This is a genomic window from Qipengyuania xiapuensis (genome assembly GCF_019711395.1).
Classification (GTDB): Bacteria; Pseudomonadota; Alphaproteobacteria; order Sphingomonadales; family Sphingomonadaceae; genus Qipengyuania; species Qipengyuania xiapuensis.
Window position 1 is genome coordinate 1 of record NZ_JAIGNL010000001.1, and the last position, 16571, is coordinate 16571.

Sequence of the window (16571 nt, forward strand, 5' to 3'; positions counted from 1 at the left end):
TTCGGGTTCGGGTTCGGGTTCGGGTTCGGGTTCGGGTTCGGGTTCGGGTTCGGGTTCGGGTTCGGGTTCGGGTTCGGCGGGTGGTGGCGCTACAGGCGCTTCGGGCAAGTCCGCGCGGACCTCGTCCACAGTCTCGGTATAGGCCGCCTCGCGCGGAGCGAATTCGCCCGCCGCGACTGCCTCGCGCTCGGCACTGCGCTGCATTTCCGAGGCCAGGAAGAGCGCCTTCTCGCGCGCTTCGGTAAGCTGCGCGAAAGCCGAGATCCGCATCGAACCGTCGAGTTCGGCCTTGCGCGCCGCATAGGCAGCGCGGATCGCTTCCTTGTCGGATGTCTCCGCGATCCCGAGCAGGGACCACGGCCAGTTCTGCGCGACCCCCAATGCCAAGAACTAGTGCCCCACGCTTTCCCCGCGCTCGAGGCCCGACAGCGCGAGCTGTTCGTCGATCTGGCCGACCAGCCGCTCGAGACCTTCCTCGCTGTCGCTTTCTGCGCGCGCGACGAGCACGTCCTGCGTGTTCGAAGCCCGGAGCAGCCACCAGCCGTCAGCGGTGTTCACGCGCACTCCGTCGGTGCCGTTGACGTCGGCATCGGTGCCGGACAGGCGCTCCTTCACCTCGTCGATCGCGGCGAACTTGCGGCTCTCGTCGACCTGGAAGCGCATCTCCGGCGTGTTGATCATCTGCGGCATGTCGCTGCGCAGCTGCGTGACCGATTTGCCCAGCCTCGCTGCCGAAGCCATCAGGCGCACGCCTGCGTAGAGCGCATCGTCGAAGCCGTAATACTCGTCCGCGAAGAAGACGTGACCACTCATCTCGCCGGCAAGCGGTGAACCAGTTTCCTTCATTTTGGACTTAATCAACGAGTGCCCGGTCTTCCACATCAGCGGCTCCCCGCCGCAGGCCGCGACATGATCGTATAGCGCGCGGCTCGCCTTCACATCGGCGATGATCGTCGCGCCCTTGCGTGATTGCAGCAGGTCCTCGGCATAGATCATCAGCAGTTGGTCGCCCCAGATCACGCGCCCTTCGCCGTCGATCGCGCCGATGCGGTCGCCGTCGCCATCGAAGGCCACTCCGAAATCGAGGGACTTTGCGGAGACGAGCTTTCGCAGGTCTGCAAGGTTTTCCTCGACAGTGGGATCAGGGTGATGATTGGGAAAATTGCCGTCGACCTCGGTGAAGAGGACATGATGCTCGCCAGGGAGTCTGGCGACGAGCTTTTCGAGCGCGGGGCCGGCAGCGCCGTTGCCCGCGTCCCAGCCGACGCGCATTCCTTCGAGCGCGCCCGTGTCGACACCGTCGAGTGCGGAAACCATGCGGGCGATATACTCGTCGAGGATATCGCGGTCCTCGACTTCGCCCGCCCCGTCGGCCCATTCGCCGGCAGCAGACAGGCGGCCCAGCTCCTGGATGTCGGATCCGAAGAACGGACGTCCCTGGAAGACCATCTTGAAGCCGTTGTAATTGGGGGGATTGTGGCTGCCGGTTATCTGGATGCCGCCATCGATCTCGTCGTCGCTGGCCTCCGCATAGTATAGCATCGGGGTCGCCCCCAGCCCCACGCGCACGACATCGCAGCCGGCCGAATTAAGGCCCTCGACGAGTGCGTGTTCGAGCATGGGCGAGCTGACCCGGCCATCGTACCCGACAGCGACCTTGCTGCCACCTTCCTTGCGCAGCATCGAGCCGAAGGTGCGGCCGATCGCGCGCGCATCGTCAGCGCCCAGCGTCTCTCCGATGATGCCGCGAATGTCATATTCGCGCAGGACGGTCGGATCGAACTCGTGGCTCATTGCGGGGGTTCCTCAACTTCGTGGGTGAGTTCATCGAGCAGGAGGTCGCGTGCCGCGTTCAGCTCCTGCATCTGCGCCTTGCTGCCGCCCTTGTCGGGATGCGCCATGGCGGACAGGCGCCGGTGCGCCTCGCGGATTTCCGTATGATCGGCCCGCTCGGAGACGTTGAGCAACCGGCGTGCGCGGAAGAGCGCCTGCGAACGCGTGGGTGCGGGGCGCAGGTATTCCCACGGCCACTTGCCCAGAGCCCAACGGCAGAAAACGCTCAGCCCGACGGCGAACATGAGTATCTTGATCATGCGGTTTCACGTTCCTTGGTACGGGTGACTTCAGGCAGGCGCAGGGCCGCAATGAGACCGCGCAGCTCCTGCCGTGCGACCAGGTGACTGGTCCCGAGATCGCCAAGATGCCCCTTGTCGAGCAGCGTCAGGCCGGACGGGAAAAGCTCGCGGTAGATGACGCGTTCGGAGAGGCCATGCGCGACGCGAAAGCCGACGCGTTTCGACATTTCGGTGAGCGCCTGTTCGATACGCGCGACGTTGCGCGCCTCGGTGTGACCCGTGCGGTTGCGCACAACCACCCAATCCATCGGGGGGCGGTTCTCCTCGATCGCCTTGCGGCTGCGCTGGATGCGCGCTTCCCAGATCAGCTCGGCATAGAAGGACAGTTTCTTGACCTTGAAACTCTCGCTCTCGACCTGACCGATGAGGTCGAAGTCCACGAAGCTGTCGTTCATCGGCGTGACCAGCGTATCGGCATGGGTCGCTGCAAAGCGCGCCAGCGGGTCGTCACGGCCGGGCGTGTCGATCAGGATGAAGTCCGCGTCGCGCCCGTGGCGCTGCACCATTTCCCCGAATTCCTCTTCGGGGATCAGTGGCACGGTGTGGCACTCGACCGTGGGCAGATCGATCCCCCGGCGATGCGCGGTGTCGGCGCGGTTCTCGAAATAGCGGTTCATCGTGCGCTGGCGATGGTCGAGATCGAATGCCGCGACCTTCGCTCCGCGATAGGCCAGCGCCACCGCGACATGGACTGCGGTGGTCGACTTGCCCGTCCCGCCCTTCTCGTTGGCGAAGGTAATCCAGTGGGGAGCGGCGTGCGGCAATTGCGTTCCAGATATTGAAATGTTGATGCCCGGCCCTGCGCGGCGCTAGGGCAGGTGATATTTCCATCCTTATCCAAGGGGATGCATGCGTGCAAACAATCGGCAAGCTCGAAGTGTTGAGGAAAAGGGTCGCTGACCTGCGCGAAAGCGGTAAGACCGTTGCGCTGGTGCCGACCATGGGAGCCCTCCATGATGGCCACCTGACCCTGATGCGGCGCGCGCGCGAGGCCGCCGATCACGTGGTCGCATCGATATTCGTCAATCCGCGACAGTTCGGCGAGGGAGAGGATCTCGATGCCTATCCGCGCCAGTTGCAGCGCGATTCCGAATTGCTCGAAGCCGAGGGCGTGGCGCTGCTGTGGGCGCCGCAGCCGGACGAGGTCTATCCGACAGGCTATGCCACCAACATCTCTGTCGCAGGCGTCAGCGAGGGGCTGTGCGGCGGCGACCGCCCGGGCCATTTCGACGGCGTGGCGACAGTGGTCTGCAAGCTTTTCAACCAGGTGCTGCCCGACATGGCCTTCTTCGGCGAAAAGGACTGGCAGCAGCTCGCCGTCATCCGCCGGATGGCGCGCGACCTCGACCTGACGCGGCCGCATGTCGAAGCGATCATCGGCGTACCGATCGTGCGCGAGGATGACGGTCTCGCGATGAGCAGCCGCAACGCCTACCTTTCGGCCGAGCAGCGCGCCCAGGCGGCGGCCCTGCCCAAGGCGATGCGCGACGCGATCGCGGTCATTGCGCAAGGCGGTGCGGCGGACAGGCCGCTCGGAAACCTGCGCGAGGTGCTGCAGGTCTCGGGCTTCGACAGCGTCGATTATGCCGAGGTGCGCGATGCCGACAGCCTCGAACGGCTAGAGGCGGACAATGGCAATGCCCGCCTCTTCGTTGCCGCCCGGATCGGTGGGACGCGATTGATCGACAATATGGGGATCCACGCTCAATAAGCGAAACGGTCGCGCAGGTGGAATCCCCTCCTACGCATACGTATGTGATAACGGTCGCAATTGGCTAAATTCTGCCTTTGCACAAAGGGTTGCAGGATTGTTTTGTTAACCGGCGGTTGCATGTCCCTCCATTGGGGGACTAGTGTTTTAGAAACAGGTAATATAGGGCGCTCGACAACGTTTGGGCGCTGATAAAGCCCTTCGGGTAGCAAGGCCGGTTGTTCGCATCCCCCCGCGGACATCCGGCCTTTTTTGTGCCGGTCTGAAACTGCCGAAAGGGAGTGGAGCGGGTAAGGGGAATCGAACCCCTCTAGCCAGCTTGGAAGGCTGGAGCATTACCACTATGCTATACCCGCATGACATTGGCCTGTCTGGCCAATCGAGCGGGGCGCAGATGCCACCGCTCATGGCCATTCGTCAACACATCATTGTGGCTGATCTTGCGTCTGCGCTTCGGCAGCCCCTTGCGTCGATGCGGCATCCGGCCGGGTCAGGGTCTCGACCAGCGTCTGCTCGCGCTCGGTGCCGCGCGCGGTCTCGACGGTCAGCTCGACACGGCGGTTGGTGGCGCGGCCCTCTTCATTAGGTGAGCCGTCGGGCAGGGCATTGGGCGCGAGCGGGTTCTGTTCGCCGAACGGGATGATCGCGATGCGCTCTTCCGCCACGCCGTTCTCGATGAGGAAGTCGCGCACCGCCTCGGCCTTCTCGCGCGAAGACTGGAGCGTTTCCGCGTCGCTACCCTGTGCATCGGTATGGCCACGCAGAATGATCGCCCCGCCCGCATCCATCTGCGGCGAATCGACCACCGTCGCGAGTTCTGCACGCGCAGCTTCGGTCAGGTCGCTGGTGCCGTCGGCAAAGGAGATGGTGGTCTCGAGCGGGCGCAGCACGGAGGCAGGTACGCCGGCGCTATTCGACTGCGCGTCTTCCGACTGGAAGATCGAGCGCGATCCCTCGCCCTGCGAAGGATCGTTGTCGGCCTCTTCGCTCTGCGAACATCCAGCGAGCAGCGCAGCGGTGATCAATGCGAAATGGGTCGGTGCGTATCTCATGTCGGCTGCGGCCCCTGTTTCTTGCTCGCTTTCTTTGCTGCCATTTCCTCCGCGGTTTTCGTCTGCGGGGGCGAGAAGCTCAGGATGGTATCGCCTGCGCGCGGCTCCGGCTTGGCGGCGTGGGTGAAGAAGCGGATCGTGCCGTTGCTGCGCACCAGCAACAGCATGTTCGCGGCATTGGGGAGCCTCTCCTGCATCTTCTCGAAGTCGAATTCGTCCGATAGCTTCGTCTTGCGAAATACCCAGCCCTGTCGCTGGCGTTCGCTGACGTCTTCCACCCCGAAACCGCTTTCGAAGAGCGCGCGACCGCGCAGGCTTTCGGGAAGCGCATGGCGATCCTCGCCGTCGGCACTTTCGCCCAGCTGGAAGACGCGGTCACGCCCGATCTCGTGGGCGAACTCGTTGCACACGAGCGCGTTGTATGCCTCGTTCTCCGTGGCCGCGACGAGGTTCTGGTAGGGCGCGAGCTCTAGGTTGTGCTCGGTCGCCTCGTTGAGGATTTCCCCGTGGTAGAAATCGATCCCCTTCTGGCGGGCGAGGCCAAGCCGCTGCCAGCTGGCATCGACCACGATGACCGGCGCTTTCAGCTCTCGCATCTGTTCGGCCAGGGCAATGGTCCAGGGCGTCGAACCGACAATCAGCATGCCCGGGCGCGTAACACCCTTCACCTTGAGCAACTTGGCCACGAAATCGATCGTGAAGCCATGCGCGACGATGGTGACGACGACGACGGCAAAGCTCAGGCCGATCAGCAGGTTTCCGTCGCTATAGCCAAGGTCCGACAGGCGCAGCGCGAACAGGCCTGAGATAGCGACCAGCACGATGCCGCGCGGGGCGATCCAGGCGAGCAGGAGGCGCTCGTTCCAGGGTACGCTGCTGCCGAGCAGGCTCAGCAGGATCGTCGCCGGCCTGACAAGGAACAGCAACGCCAGCAGGAACAGCATCATGTTGAGGCCGGCAGGCGTCATCGGGTTGAGATAGGAAAGCTCTTCCCAGTCGAGCGATGCGGACAGCAGGATGAAGATGCCCGAGACGAGGAGGATCGCGATGTTCTCCTTGAACGGGTGGATCGACCTCAGGCTGGAGACATTCATGTTGGCCAGCGCCACACCCATCACGGTGACTGCGACCAGCCCTGCTTCGTGTTCGATCAGGTTCGAAATCACAAAGACGCCGATGACGGCTGCCAGCAGGACAGGGACTTTCAGGTACTCCGGCACGGCGCCGCGCGGGAAGGACCATGCGATCGCTAGGGCGGCTACATAGCCGATCAGGCCGGCGAGGATCGCGGCGATGATGAGCGGCGGGACCACCTGAAACAGCGTCGCGTCGGGGGTTTCGGCAACCTTGCGGAAGTATTCATAGGCAATCACCGCGCACAGCGCCCCGGTGGGGTCGTTCACGATGGCTTCCCACTTGAGGATTGAGGCCGGGCGCGACTTGATCGAGCTCTGGCGCAGCAGGGGGATGACGACCGTGGGCCCGGTCACCACGAGGATGCCGCCGAACAGGATGGCCACTTCCGGAGCGAGGCCCGCGATGTAGATGCCGGCCAGAGAGCCGAACAGCCAGCCGAGGACCACGCCGATAGTTGCAAGCCGCATCACCGCGCTGCCGCTATGGCGCAATTCGCGGAAATCGAGGCTGAGGCCGCCCTCGAACAGGATCAGCGCAACGCCGACCGCCACCATGGGCTCGAGCAGTTCGCCGAAAGCATGTTCCGGATCGAAGATGCCGAGGACCGGTCCGGCAAGGAAGCCCGCGGCAAGCATCAGGACGATCGCCGGCCAGCCGGTCCGCCATGCAATCCACTGCGCTCCGATGCCGAGGATCCCGACCAGCGCTATGACAAGTGTCTGTTCCATGCCCCTCGCAACAATGCGCGCCGATACGCGGCGCTCAGCAGGTTCAATGCCCTAGCGCGGGAAATTATCCAAGTTTTGCAGCAAAAAGCGTCAGTCGCCCTCGAATTCCATCAGGGCTTGGACGGCGACATCACAGTCCTTGAGCCTGGTCGCACCACCCAGATCAGGCAGGTCGATGACGAAGAAGGCGTGCTCGACCCGCGCGCCAGCCTTGCGCAGCAACTCCGCGGTTGCGCATGCGGTGCCGCCAGTGGCGAGGAGATCGTCGACCATTGCGACAAGCTGCCCTTCGCTCACCGAGGCGGGGTCCATTTCCAGCCTGTCCGAGCCATATTCGAGCGCGTAGTCGACGCCGATCGTGTCGCATGGAAGCTTGCCCGACTTGCGCACGGGCAGGAACGGCAGCGCGAGCTTTGCCGACACGGCGGCACCGAAGATGAAGCCGCGAGCTTCCATTCCGGCGATGGCCTGCGCGCCGCTAGCGCTGACGCGATCGGCCAACCACTCCACGGTGGCAGCAAAGCCCTCGCCATTGCCGATCAGCGTGGTGATATCGCGGAACTGGATGCCCTCGATGGGAAAGTCGGGAATGGTCCGGACCAGCGATTTCAGCTCTTGCGGGGTAATGATGCGTCTCCCGAAAATGAAAGCGCCCCTCGCATCGCTGGGATGGAGGGGCGCGTTTCGTGTTCGCTAGCGAAGCAGCTTACTTCTTGGGCTTAACGGCAGCCCAGATCTGCTTCTTCGACATGTAAGCGAGGATCGTTGCGAAAAGCAGGAAGATCATCACCGGCCAGCCGGTCTGCTTGCGCTTGATCATGCTCGGTTCGGCAGTCCACGCGAGGAACGCTGCGACGTCCGTGCTCATCTGCTCGATCGTTGCCTCGGTACCGTCGTCATAGGTCACCTGTCCGTCCGTCGTGAGCGGCGGTGCCATGGCGAGGTTGAGGTTCGGGAAGTAGGAGTTGTGATACAGGCCCGGACCCGGTGCCGCCTCGGGGTACTCGGCCAGCAGTTCGGCGGAGGGTTCCTGGTAGCCGGTAAGCAGCGAAGCGACGTAGTTCACGCCATCCCCGCGCGCCTTGGTCATCAGCGAGAGATCCGGCGGGATCGCGTTGTTGTTGGCCGCGGCAGCCGCGACATTGTTCGGATAGGGCGACGGGAAATAATCCGTCGGCAAGCCGGGACGCATGGTCGCTTCGCCGGTGTTCGGGTCGATGCCCGGAACCTGCTTGGCAGCGGCATAGGCCTTCACCTGTGCTTCGGAGTAACCGAGCTGTTCGAGATCGCGGAAGGCGACGAACTTGAGGCTGTGGCAGGCAGCGCAGACTTCGTCATAGACCTTGAGGCCGCGCTGGAGCTGCTGCTGGTCCCACTTGCCGAAAGGACCGGAGAACGACCAGTCGTAGTCGTTCGGCTTTTCGTAGGGCGCGTGGGGAACCGGCTCTTCGGTCGCAAGCGCGATGACACCGACCACGAGGGCCCAGAGTGCCGCTACCGCGAACACGAGGCCGACTGCCATGGCTACGAGGCGGACGCTGAGGAGTTTGAGCATGACCTTGTATCTTTCTCGTATCTCTTAAACGGCCGGCGCGGTGTTCTCGCCCTTCACCATCGTCTTGTCCGAGCCGAGGACGGCTTCGGTGATGGAGTAAGGCAGGGGTTCAGGCTTTTCCACGCTGCTGACGATCGGCAGGATCACCAGGAAGTGGATGAAGTAGTAGGCCGTCGCGATCTGGCTGAGGATCACGTAGGGCTCTTCGGCAGGTGCGCCGCCGCAAATGAACAGGACGATCATCGCGGGGATCAGGCCGAACCAGAAGAACTTGCGGAACAGCGGACGGTAGTGGCCGCTGCGCACCGGCGACTTGTCGAGCCAGGGCAGGAAGAACCACAGCAGGATCGATGCAAACATCGCCAGCACGCCCATCAGCTTCGCGGGAACGAAGAAGAAGTCGACGGTGAAGGCGCGCAGGATCGCGTAGAACGGCCAGAAGTACCATTCCGGAACGATGTGCGCCGGGGTCGAGAGCGGGTTCGCTTCGATGTAGTTGTCCGGGTGGCCGAGCGCGTTGGGCAGGAAAAAGACCAGCGCGAAGTAAGCCAGCAGGGCGATGCCGAGGCCGAAGCCGTCCTTCGCCGTGTAATACGGGTGGAAGGGGACGGTGTCGCTTTCGCTCTTCACTTCCACACCCGTCGGGTTCGACGAACCCGGGATGTGCAGCGCCCAGATGTGCAGGATCACGACACCGGCAATCACGAAGGGCAGCAGGAAGTGGAGGCTGAAGAAGCGGTTCAGTGCGGCGTTGTCGGGGGCGAAGCCGCCGAGCAGCCATACCTGGATCGGCTCGCCGACGATCGGGATTGCGCCGAACAGGCCGGTGATGACCTTCGCGCCCCAGAAGCTCATCTGGCCCCAGGGAAGCACGTAACCCATGAAGGCGGTAGCCATCATGAGCAGGAAGATCACGACGCCGAGCAGCCAGATCATCTCGCGCGGAGCCTTATACGAAGAGTAGAAGAGGCCGCGGAAGATGTGGAGGTAGACAACGATGAAGAAGAAGCTTGCGCCGTTGGCGTGGGCATAGCGCATCAGCCAGCCCCAGTTGACGTCGCGCATGATGTGCTCGGTCGTGGCGAAGGCGACCTGCGCGTTCGCTGCATAATGCATGGCGAGCACGACGCCGGTGACGATCTGCACGACGAGGAAGAATCCGGCGAGGACGCCGAAATTCCAGAAGTACGAAAGGTTGCGCGGAACCGGATAACCTGCGCCGACGGCGTTATAGACGAGGCGCGGAAGCGGCAATTTCTCGTCGAGGAACTTCGTCAGACCGTTCTTCGGTTCGTACTGGCGTGCCCAGGGAAAGCTCATGTCTCTGTCTCTCGTCTTCTAACTCAGCCGACCTGGATGACGGTGTCCGAGGTGAACTCGTATTCCGGCACTTCGAGGTTGGTGGGCGCAGGGCCTTTGCGGATGCGTCCTGCGGTATCGTAGTGCGAACCGTGGCAGGGGCAGAAATAGCCGCCGAATTCGCCCTTCACTTCGCCTTCTGCAGCGCCCAGCGGCACGCAGCCGAGGTGGGTGCAGACGCCCATGGTGACGAGGATGTCCTCGTGGCCTTCCTTGGTGCGGTCGGCGAGGCTCTGCGGGTCGCGCAGCGAACCGGTGGCGGTTGCGTTGGCAGCTTCGATTTCGGCCGGCGTCAGGCGCTTGACGAAAAGCGGCTGCTTGCGGAACACGGCCTTGATGGCCTGGCCCGGCTCGATCGACGAGATGTCGACTTCGGTCGAACTCGCTGCGAGCACGTCCTTCGAGGGCGCCATCTGGCTCACCAGCGGATAGACCACGGCGAGACCGCCGATGCCTGCCGCACTAACGGCTGCGATGTCGAGGAAGTCGCGGCGACGAACGCCGTCTTCGCCCGCGGTGGGTGTTTCGGGATTAGCGGTTGCAGTCGTGTCTGCCATCAGCGCCTTGCCTTGCCTGCCTTGCGTTCCGCGCCGGATGGCGCAGGTAAAATGTTGCGATCCAGTTTCCGGTCCTTGCCGGAGGGCTGCGCCGAAAAAATTTGCGCGGAAGCCCCCGTTGGTTCCGGTTTGGTCGCGCCTCTAGCCGCTATGCGACCCCTTGCCAACCGCCATTTTGGCAACAGATGTGCCTCGTCGCGCAATGCCGCGTGGCAATTACTGGCCCAGCGCTACGGCAAGGCGATGGCGCTGACCTGCCGGCCTTCGGTCGGCTCCGCGCGATGGGTCGCGCGGCGGTAGGAGTGAAAGCGGGTTTCATCGGCATAGGTGTCGAGACCGATATCGGTGATTCGCCCCACCCCCGCCTCGCGCAGACGGTGCGCTGCGTAGGCGGGAAGGTCGAATTGGAGATGCCCTTCGCGTCCCGGCAAGAAGAACCGCTCGTCGGCTTCCTGGAATTGGTCACGAAATGCGCAGTCCACCTCGTAGCTTGCCTGCGCGATAGTCGGTCCGATCACCGCGACGATGGCCTCGCGCCGCGCCCCGAGCTGCTCCATTGCGCGCACGGTGTTCTCGAGCACGCCGCCATGGGCTCCGCGCCAGCCGGCATGCGCCGCGCCCACCACGCCTGCTTCGCTGTCCGCAAGCAGCACCGGCGCACAGTCGGCAGTCACGATGCCGAGCACGATACCGCGCCGGTCCGTCACCATCGCATCGGCCCGCGCCAGCGCGCTGCCCGCCTCGCTCACGGTCACGACATCGGCCGAATGCACCTGCTGGAGCATGGCGAGCTCTCCGCCCGGCAGGATATCGGCCGCCCCCAGCCCCTCGCGTGTCGAAAAGCCGTGCGGCACGCCTTCAAGCGCCGGGTCGGTCAGCACATCAGCCAAGCGAGCGCGAGACCTGTTCGAACGTGTCGCGCGACAGCTTCGGGGCAGCCGCGATGCGTTCCAGCTGTTCACGCATCAATGCGCTGCGGCCCGGTTCGAGTTTCCGCCAGCGGCCCAGCGCCGGCACGAAGCGCGCAGCGGTCTGGGCGTTAATCGGATCGAGTTCGAGAATGAGGTCAGCGATCAGCTTGTAACCCTCGCCCGAAGCGGCATGGAAGCCGTGCGGGTTCGCGGCGAACGCCATGTAGAGCGAGCGTACGCGGTTGGGGTTCTTCATCGTGAAGTCCTCGTGATCGGCGAGCGCCTTCACATGTTCGAGAACCTTGGGGTGGAGCGACATCGCCTGCAGCGAGAACCACTTGTCGATGACCAGCGCATTGCCGCGGTAGCGGTTGTAGAAATCGATCAGGGCGTTGGTGCGCTCGGCGCTGTCGATGCCGGTGAGCACCATCAGCGCACCCTGCCGGTCGGTCATGTTGTCCGCGTTCTCGTACTGGTGCGCGGCGAGCTCGGCGGCCTTCTGCGGGTCGTGCGCCGCGGCGTAGACGAGGATCAGCGTCTTCAGCTTGCGTGCACCCTTCGCTTCCGCCGAATGCGAGAAGGGAAGTTCGGCCGCGCGGTCGTAGAGTGCGTGCAGCTCGTCCTGCAGCTCGCCCGCGATCGCGGCCTTGAGCGCCTCGCGCTCTTCATGGATACGACCCGGGTCCGCTTCGCTCATCTGCTCGGCGAGATAGGTCTGGCTGGGCATCGACATCAGCTCGCCGCGCATGAGATCGTCGAGCCCCTCGTCCTCGATCACGGCGCGCATGGCACCGACGATATCCTTGCGGCCGGCCGCGCGGTCCTCCTCACCGAGTTCGCCCTTGCTGGCCGCGACGAGGTGGCCGACCATCAGGTCCTGCATCGCCTCGTAGCGGGCAAAGGGATCATCGTCCTTCGCGGCCAGGAACACCAGTTCGTCACGCGCGATCTCGCGCTGGATCGTCACCGGTGCCGAAAAGCCGCGATTGATCGACAGCACCGGCTTTTGCGCGAAACCGCCGAAGCGGAACGTGTCGCTCGCCTTGTCGAGCACGATCAGCTGCTCGCCCGAATGCGTGCCCTTCTCGCGATCGAACAGCGCGATCTTCAGGGGGATCGGCATGGGCTTCTTCTCGTCCTGCCCCGGCGTTGTAGGGACCAGCTGCGAGAGTTTGAGCACTGCCTCGTCGCCCTCGTGGCCGAACTCGACGCTCACCTTCGGCGTACCCGCCTGCGAATACCACAGGCGGAACTGGGTCAGGTCGAGGCCAGCGCCATCTTCGATCGATTTGACGAAATCCTCGCATGTCGCGGCTTCGCCATCGTGACGGTCGAAATAGGTGTCGGTGCCTTTCCTGAAGGCCTCCTCGCCCGCCATGGTGCGCATCATGCGGATGACTTCGGCGCCCTTGTTGTAGACAGTGGCCGTGTAGAAGTTGCTGATCTCGCGGTAGCTGTCGGGCCGGATCGGATGCGCGAGCGGTCCCGAATCCTCGGGGAACTGCGCACCGCGCAGCACGCGCACGTCCTCGATCCGCTTGACCGGCTCGGACCCCATGTCCTGGCTGAAGAGCTGGTCGCGCAGCACCGTGAAGCCTTCCTTCAGGCTCAGCTGGAACCAGTCGCGGCAGGTGATGCGGTTGCCCGACCAGTTGTGGAAGTACTCGTGGCCGATCACGCCCTCGACCCCGTCATAATCGCCATCGGTGGCGGTTTCCGGGTCGGCGAGGACGTATTTGGTGTTGAAGACGTTGAGGCCCTTGTTCTCCATCGCGCCCATGTTGAAATCGCTGACGGCGACGATGTTGAACAGGTCGAGATCGTATTCGCGCCCGAAGGCTTCCTCGTCCCATTCCATCGAGCGCTTGAGGCTTTCCATGGCATGCTCGGTCCGTTCGAGATCGCCTTCGCGCACCCAGACGTTCAGCTCGACCTCGCGCCCGTTCATGGTGGTGAAGCTGTCGGTCCGGGCGACCAGGTCGCCGGCGACCAGCGCAAAGAGATAGGAGGGCTTGGGCCACGGATCGTGCCACTCGGCCCAGTGGCTGTCGCCCTCCTCGCCGGTGGCGACCTTGTTGCCGTTGCACAGCAGGATCGGGAACTGGTCCTTCGGCCCGCTCATCCGCACCGTGTAGGTGGAAAGCACATCGGGCCGGTCGGGGAAGAAGGTGATCCGGCGAAAACCTTCGGCTTCGCATTGGGTGCAGAGCATGCCGGAGGAGGCGTAGAGGCCCATCAGCTGCGAATTGGCGCTGGGATCGATCTCGGTCTCGATCGAGATCTCGTGCGCGTCGTCGGACAGGGTGAGGACGAGATCGTCGCCATCCATCACGAAGCTCTGCGTCGGCTCGCCATCGACCTTGACGCTGGTCGGCTTGATCCCGTCACCGTCGAGCCGGATCGTGGGCGAGCGCGCAGCCTTGTTGTTGTGCACCACGGTCAGCGTGGAGCGAACGCGCGTGCTCTCGAGGCCGAGCTCGAAGTCGAGCCGGGTCTCGGGCACCAGCCAGGGGAAAGGTGTGTAGTCCTCGCGGCGGATGACCGGCGGATCCTTCGGCTCGACGGCGGCATCGGCCATTTCGATGTTGCCGTCGGGCGTGGCGGGCGTGCGAGCGATATCCATGCTTTTCCTGTCAATTGCGGCTTCGTGAGCTAATACGCTCCGATGGCCCGATTGTTCATCTTCGGTCTCGGCTACACGGCGGGGCGTTTTGCGCAAGAGATGCGTGCGCGAGGCTGGCATGTCGATGCCACCGGAAGCGCCGGAAATGTAGAGTTTTCGGACCGCGGGGCAGTCGGGGAAGCGCTGGCCTCGGCAACGCATGTCCTGTCTTCCGTCCCGCCCGACCGCGAAAGCGGCCGCGACCCCGTCCTGCATGGTCACGGTGACAAGTTCGGCGAGCCGTGGCTCGGCTACCTCTCTTCCACCGGCGTCTATGGCGATGCGGCAGGCGCGTGGGTGGACGAGCACTCGCCCACCGGCGGGGGCCGGCGCACTGCCCGAAGCGAAGCGGATTCCGGCTGGCTCGAGCTCGGCGCACGGGTCTTCCGCCTGCCGGGCATCTACGGGCCGGGCCGCAGCATTTTCGAGCGGCTCGAGGCGGGCAAGGCGCACCGGATCGACCTGCCGGGGCAGGTGTTCAGCCGCGTCCATGTCGACGATCTCGTTGCGGGCGTCGTTGCGGCTATCGAGAGCGGCGCTCCGGCAGGCGCCTACAATCTCGCCGACGATCTACCGACCAGCCAGAATGCGGTAGTCGAGGAAGCGGCCCGCCTCCTCGGCATCGATCCACCGCCCCTCCAGACGATCGAGGAGGCCGATCTCTCGCCCATGGCGCGCGGCTTCTATGCGGAGAACCGGAGGGTGGCGAACGGAAAGGCGAAACGCGTTCTCGGCTGGGAGCCTCGGTACCCCACCTATCGCGAAGGCCTCGCTGCGATCAGGGCTCAGGCGTAGCGCGCCTCGGCGGCGGAGCTGCGCGGCCGCGCATCGCCACCACCATGCCCGCCAGCGTGATCGCCGCGCCTGCGGCCGGCAGTGGCCCCCAGACGAACCCCTCGAAGAGGGTCGAGAGCACCATAGCGACGATCGGAACGATCACCGAGCTGTAGGCCGCCGTTCCCGCCCCGACCTTGCGAACCAGCCCGTAGTATAGCGGGAAGGTGATCACCGACCCGGCGAGGCCGAGATAAAGGATGCCGAGCGCGTACTCGGGCCGCGAATCGAATTGCGGCGGCCCCTGGGTAGCGAGAGCGAAGCCCGTATTGAGCAAGACGCCCACCACCATCGACCATGCGAGCAGGGTGAGCAGCGGCTGGCGTTTCGCGCCATCCATCGCCTGCACGATATTGGCCGCGCTCGCAGAGAGGATGCCGCCCACGGTCAGCGCGGCGCCGGTCAGCACCTCGCCCAGCGTCGCCGGCGAGGCGCGGTACTCCTGGGCAAAGAGCATCGCGACCCCGATCGCCGCGATCGAGGAGCCGAGCACGAATTCGCGCCTGATCGGCTGGCCGAGCACGATCCGCCCGAGCACCGCATTGGGCACGACCAGCAGCGCGAACATCACTGCGACGAGGCCCGAGGTAATGAACTTCTCGGCATTGTATACGAAGCTGAAATTGAGCGAGAACTGGAACAGGCCGAGCGCCAGCGCCCAGCGCCAGCCTTCGCGCGGCAGGCCGAGCGGCTCGCCGCGCAGCTTCGCCAACACGAACATGCCGAGCGCGGCCACAATGAAGCGCCAGGTGATCGACCAGCTCGGCGGGACGGAGGATATCTGGTCGCGGATGACCAGCCAGGTGCCGCCCCAGATGAGGCTCACCAGCAGGAAGGCGGCAAGGTTTCTCGGAGCAAGCAGGCTTTCCCCGCCGGTCTGCGCGCTCATAGGCCCGCAATCGCCTTGGCGAGCGCGCGCGCATCTTCCTCGCGCGTGTTCCACGAGGTGACGAAGCGCGCCGCGTCATAGCCCCAGTCGTAGAAACCGAAGCCCTGTTGGCGCAGCGCCTCGCGTTCTTCAGGGGTGCAGCGCACGAACACCTCGTTGGCCTCTACCGGATGCATCAGCCGGTCCGCGCAGGCTCCGCCGATCTCGGCCGCGGCTGCATTGGCCGAACGCGCATTCTCGAGCCAGAGGTCACCGTCGAGCATGGCGTGGACCTGCGCAGCGAGGTATCGGCCCTTGCTCTGCAAATGGCCGGCACGCTTGCGGCGATAGAGCGCGACATCGGCAAGAGCCGTATCGAAGAAGACGATCGCCTCCGCGCTCATGCCGCCGTTCTTCACGAAGCCGAAGCTCAGCGCATCGACCGCGCCCGCCACTTCGCCTGCCGGAAGATCGAGGAATGCCGCCGCATTGCCGAACCGCGCACCATCCATGTGCAATGACAGCCCGCGTTCGTCCGCCAGATCGCGGATCGCCGCGATCTCTTCGGGCCTGTAGGTCCGGCCGTACTCGCTTGCCTGCGTGATCGAGATGGCGTGAGGCTGCACCTGGTGCACATCGTCGCGGATCGGATCGAGGACTGCGCGGATCGCATCCGGCGTGAGTTTCGCCCCCTCGCCCGCCGCCAGCAAGAGCTTCGCACCGTGAAGGTAGAAGCCCGGCGCGCCGCATTCGTCCATCTCGATATGTGCTTCCTCATGACAGACCACGCCGCCGTGGGGCTGGACCATCGTCGCAAGGGCGAGGCAATTCGCCGCAGTACCGGTTGCCACCCAGAGCACCTTCGATTCCCTGCCGAAGAGTGAGGACATCTTCTCATCGAGCGAAATACTCAGTGCATCTCCGTCGTAGGGAGAATCGGGCGCGTCGGCGGCGCGCATCGCGTCCCACACGCGTGGGTGAACACTGGCGGCATTGTCTGACAGGAACTGCATCGGAACGCGCATAGCGCCAGCTGCGTTGGTTGCACAGCAAGGAAAGATA

Annotated in this window: 15 protein-coding genes, 1 tRNA gene and 1 pseudogene; 2 read left to right on the forward strand and 15 right to left on the reverse strand. The window is 64.3% G+C overall.

Translation table 11 applies throughout. The features are described 5' to 3' along the window. The 4 genes and pseudogenes from K3163_RS00005 to K3163_RS00020 all read right to left on the reverse strand — a co-directional run. Nucleotides 1-387 (reverse strand): annotated as a pseudogene (locus K3163_RS00005) (hypothetical protein); the annotation flags it as partial. Nucleotides 388-390: 3 nt separating this feature from the next. After that, nucleotides 391-1794 carry a phosphoglucomutase/phosphomannomutase PgmG gene (pgmG, locus tag K3163_RS00010; RefSeq protein ID WP_221550525.1) on the reverse strand — a complete coding sequence of 468 codons (1404 nt, stop codon included), beginning with the start codon at nucleotides 1792-1794 and terminating at the stop codon, nucleotides 391-393. Then, nucleotides 1791-2093 carry a J domain-containing protein gene (locus K3163_RS00015; protein WP_221550527.1) on the reverse strand — a complete coding sequence of 101 codons (303 nt, stop codon included), beginning with the start codon at nucleotides 2091-2093 and terminating at the stop codon, nucleotides 1791-1793. Before K3163_RS00015 ends, pgmG begins: the two co-directional genes overlap by 4 nt. After that, on the reverse strand, nucleotides 2090-2899 hold the full coding sequence (locus tag K3163_RS00020) for a division plane positioning ATPase MipZ (protein WP_221550528.1): 810 nt from the start codon (nucleotides 2897-2899) through the stop codon (nucleotides 2090-2092). The genes K3163_RS00015 and K3163_RS00020 overlap by 4 nt, the downstream gene beginning before the upstream one ends. 89 nt (nucleotides 2900-2988) lie before the next feature. Here K3163_RS00020 and panC point away from each other — a divergent pair, with 89 nt between their 5' ends. Further along, a complete protein-coding gene (gene panC, locus K3163_RS00025) occupies nucleotides 2989-3846 on the forward strand; it encodes a pantoate--beta-alanine ligase (RefSeq protein WP_221550530.1) in 858 nt (285 codons plus the stop codon). Between the two features lie 282 nt (nucleotides 3847-4128). Here the strand turns inward: panC and K3163_RS00030 are convergent. The 9 genes from K3163_RS00030 to pepN form a co-directional block, all read right to left on the reverse strand. Continuing rightward, nucleotides 4129-4202, reverse strand: a tRNA-Gly gene (locus K3163_RS00030). 69 nt (nucleotides 4203-4271) lie between these two features. Next, the gene (locus K3163_RS00035; protein WP_221550532.1) at nucleotides 4272-4898 is read right to left on the reverse strand and encodes an OmpA family protein; all 627 of its coding nucleotides are present in this window, start codon (nucleotides 4896-4898) and stop codon (nucleotides 4272-4274) included. After that, nucleotides 4895-6763: a cation:proton antiporter gene (locus K3163_RS00040; RefSeq protein ID WP_221427380.1), complete on the reverse strand. Its 1869-nt coding sequence runs from the start codon at nucleotides 6761-6763 to the stop codon at nucleotides 4895-4897. Before K3163_RS00040 ends, K3163_RS00035 begins: the two co-directional genes overlap by 4 nt. Nucleotides 6764-6853: 90 nt before the next feature. Further along, nucleotides 6854-7390, reverse strand: a complete 537-nt coding sequence (locus K3163_RS00045; protein ID WP_221553917.1) for an adenine phosphoribosyltransferase — start codon at nucleotides 7388-7390, stop codon at nucleotides 6854-6856. Between the two features lie 79 nt (nucleotides 7391-7469). Further along, entirely contained in the window at nucleotides 7470-8318 is an 849-nt protein-coding gene (locus K3163_RS00050) for a cytochrome c1 (RefSeq protein ID WP_221427379.1), read from the reverse strand. 24 nt (nucleotides 8319-8342) lie between these two features. After that, nucleotides 8343-9638 carry a cytochrome b gene (locus tag K3163_RS00055; protein WP_221427378.1) on the reverse strand — a complete coding sequence of 432 codons (1296 nt, stop codon included), beginning with the start codon at nucleotides 9636-9638 and terminating at the stop codon, nucleotides 8343-8345. A 23-nt stretch (nucleotides 9639-9661) separates the two neighbouring features. Then, nucleotides 9662-10234 carry a ubiquinol-cytochrome c reductase iron-sulfur subunit gene (gene petA / locus K3163_RS00060; RefSeq protein WP_221550534.1) on the reverse strand — a complete coding sequence of 191 codons (573 nt, stop codon included), beginning with the start codon at nucleotides 10232-10234 and terminating at the stop codon, nucleotides 9662-9664. 230 nt (nucleotides 10235-10464) lie between these two features. Then, nucleotides 10465-11124 carry a peptidoglycan editing factor PgeF gene (pgeF, locus tag K3163_RS00065; protein ID WP_221550541.1) on the reverse strand — a complete coding sequence of 220 codons (660 nt, stop codon included), beginning with the start codon at nucleotides 11122-11124 and terminating at the stop codon, nucleotides 10465-10467. Next, nucleotides 11117-13768: an aminopeptidase N gene (gene pepN, locus K3163_RS00070; protein ID WP_221550543.1), complete on the reverse strand. Its 2652-nt coding sequence runs from the start codon at nucleotides 13766-13768 to the stop codon at nucleotides 11117-11119. The genes pgeF and pepN overlap by 8 nt, the downstream gene beginning before the upstream one ends. Before the next feature lie 42 nt (nucleotides 13769-13810). Here pepN and K3163_RS00075 point away from each other — a divergent pair, with 42 nt between their 5' ends. Then, nucleotides 13811-14602, forward strand: a complete 792-nt coding sequence (locus tag K3163_RS00075) for a Rossmann-fold NAD(P)-binding domain-containing protein (RefSeq protein ID WP_221550545.1) — start codon at nucleotides 13811-13813, stop codon at nucleotides 14600-14602. Here the strand turns inward: K3163_RS00075 and K3163_RS00080 are convergent. Continuing rightward, nucleotides 14586-15530 carry a DMT family transporter gene (locus K3163_RS00080; RefSeq protein WP_221550554.1) on the reverse strand — a complete coding sequence of 315 codons (945 nt, stop codon included), beginning with the start codon at nucleotides 15528-15530 and terminating at the stop codon, nucleotides 14586-14588. The genes K3163_RS00075 and K3163_RS00080 overlap by 17 nt on opposite strands. Continuing rightward, nucleotides 15527-16522 (reverse strand): threonine aldolase family protein, encoded by a 996-nt coding sequence (locus K3163_RS00085; protein ID WP_221550556.1) that lies wholly within the window; start codon nucleotides 16520-16522, stop codon nucleotides 15527-15529. Before K3163_RS00085 ends, K3163_RS00080 begins: the two co-directional genes overlap by 4 nt. Nucleotides 16523-16571: the final 49 nt, after the last annotated feature.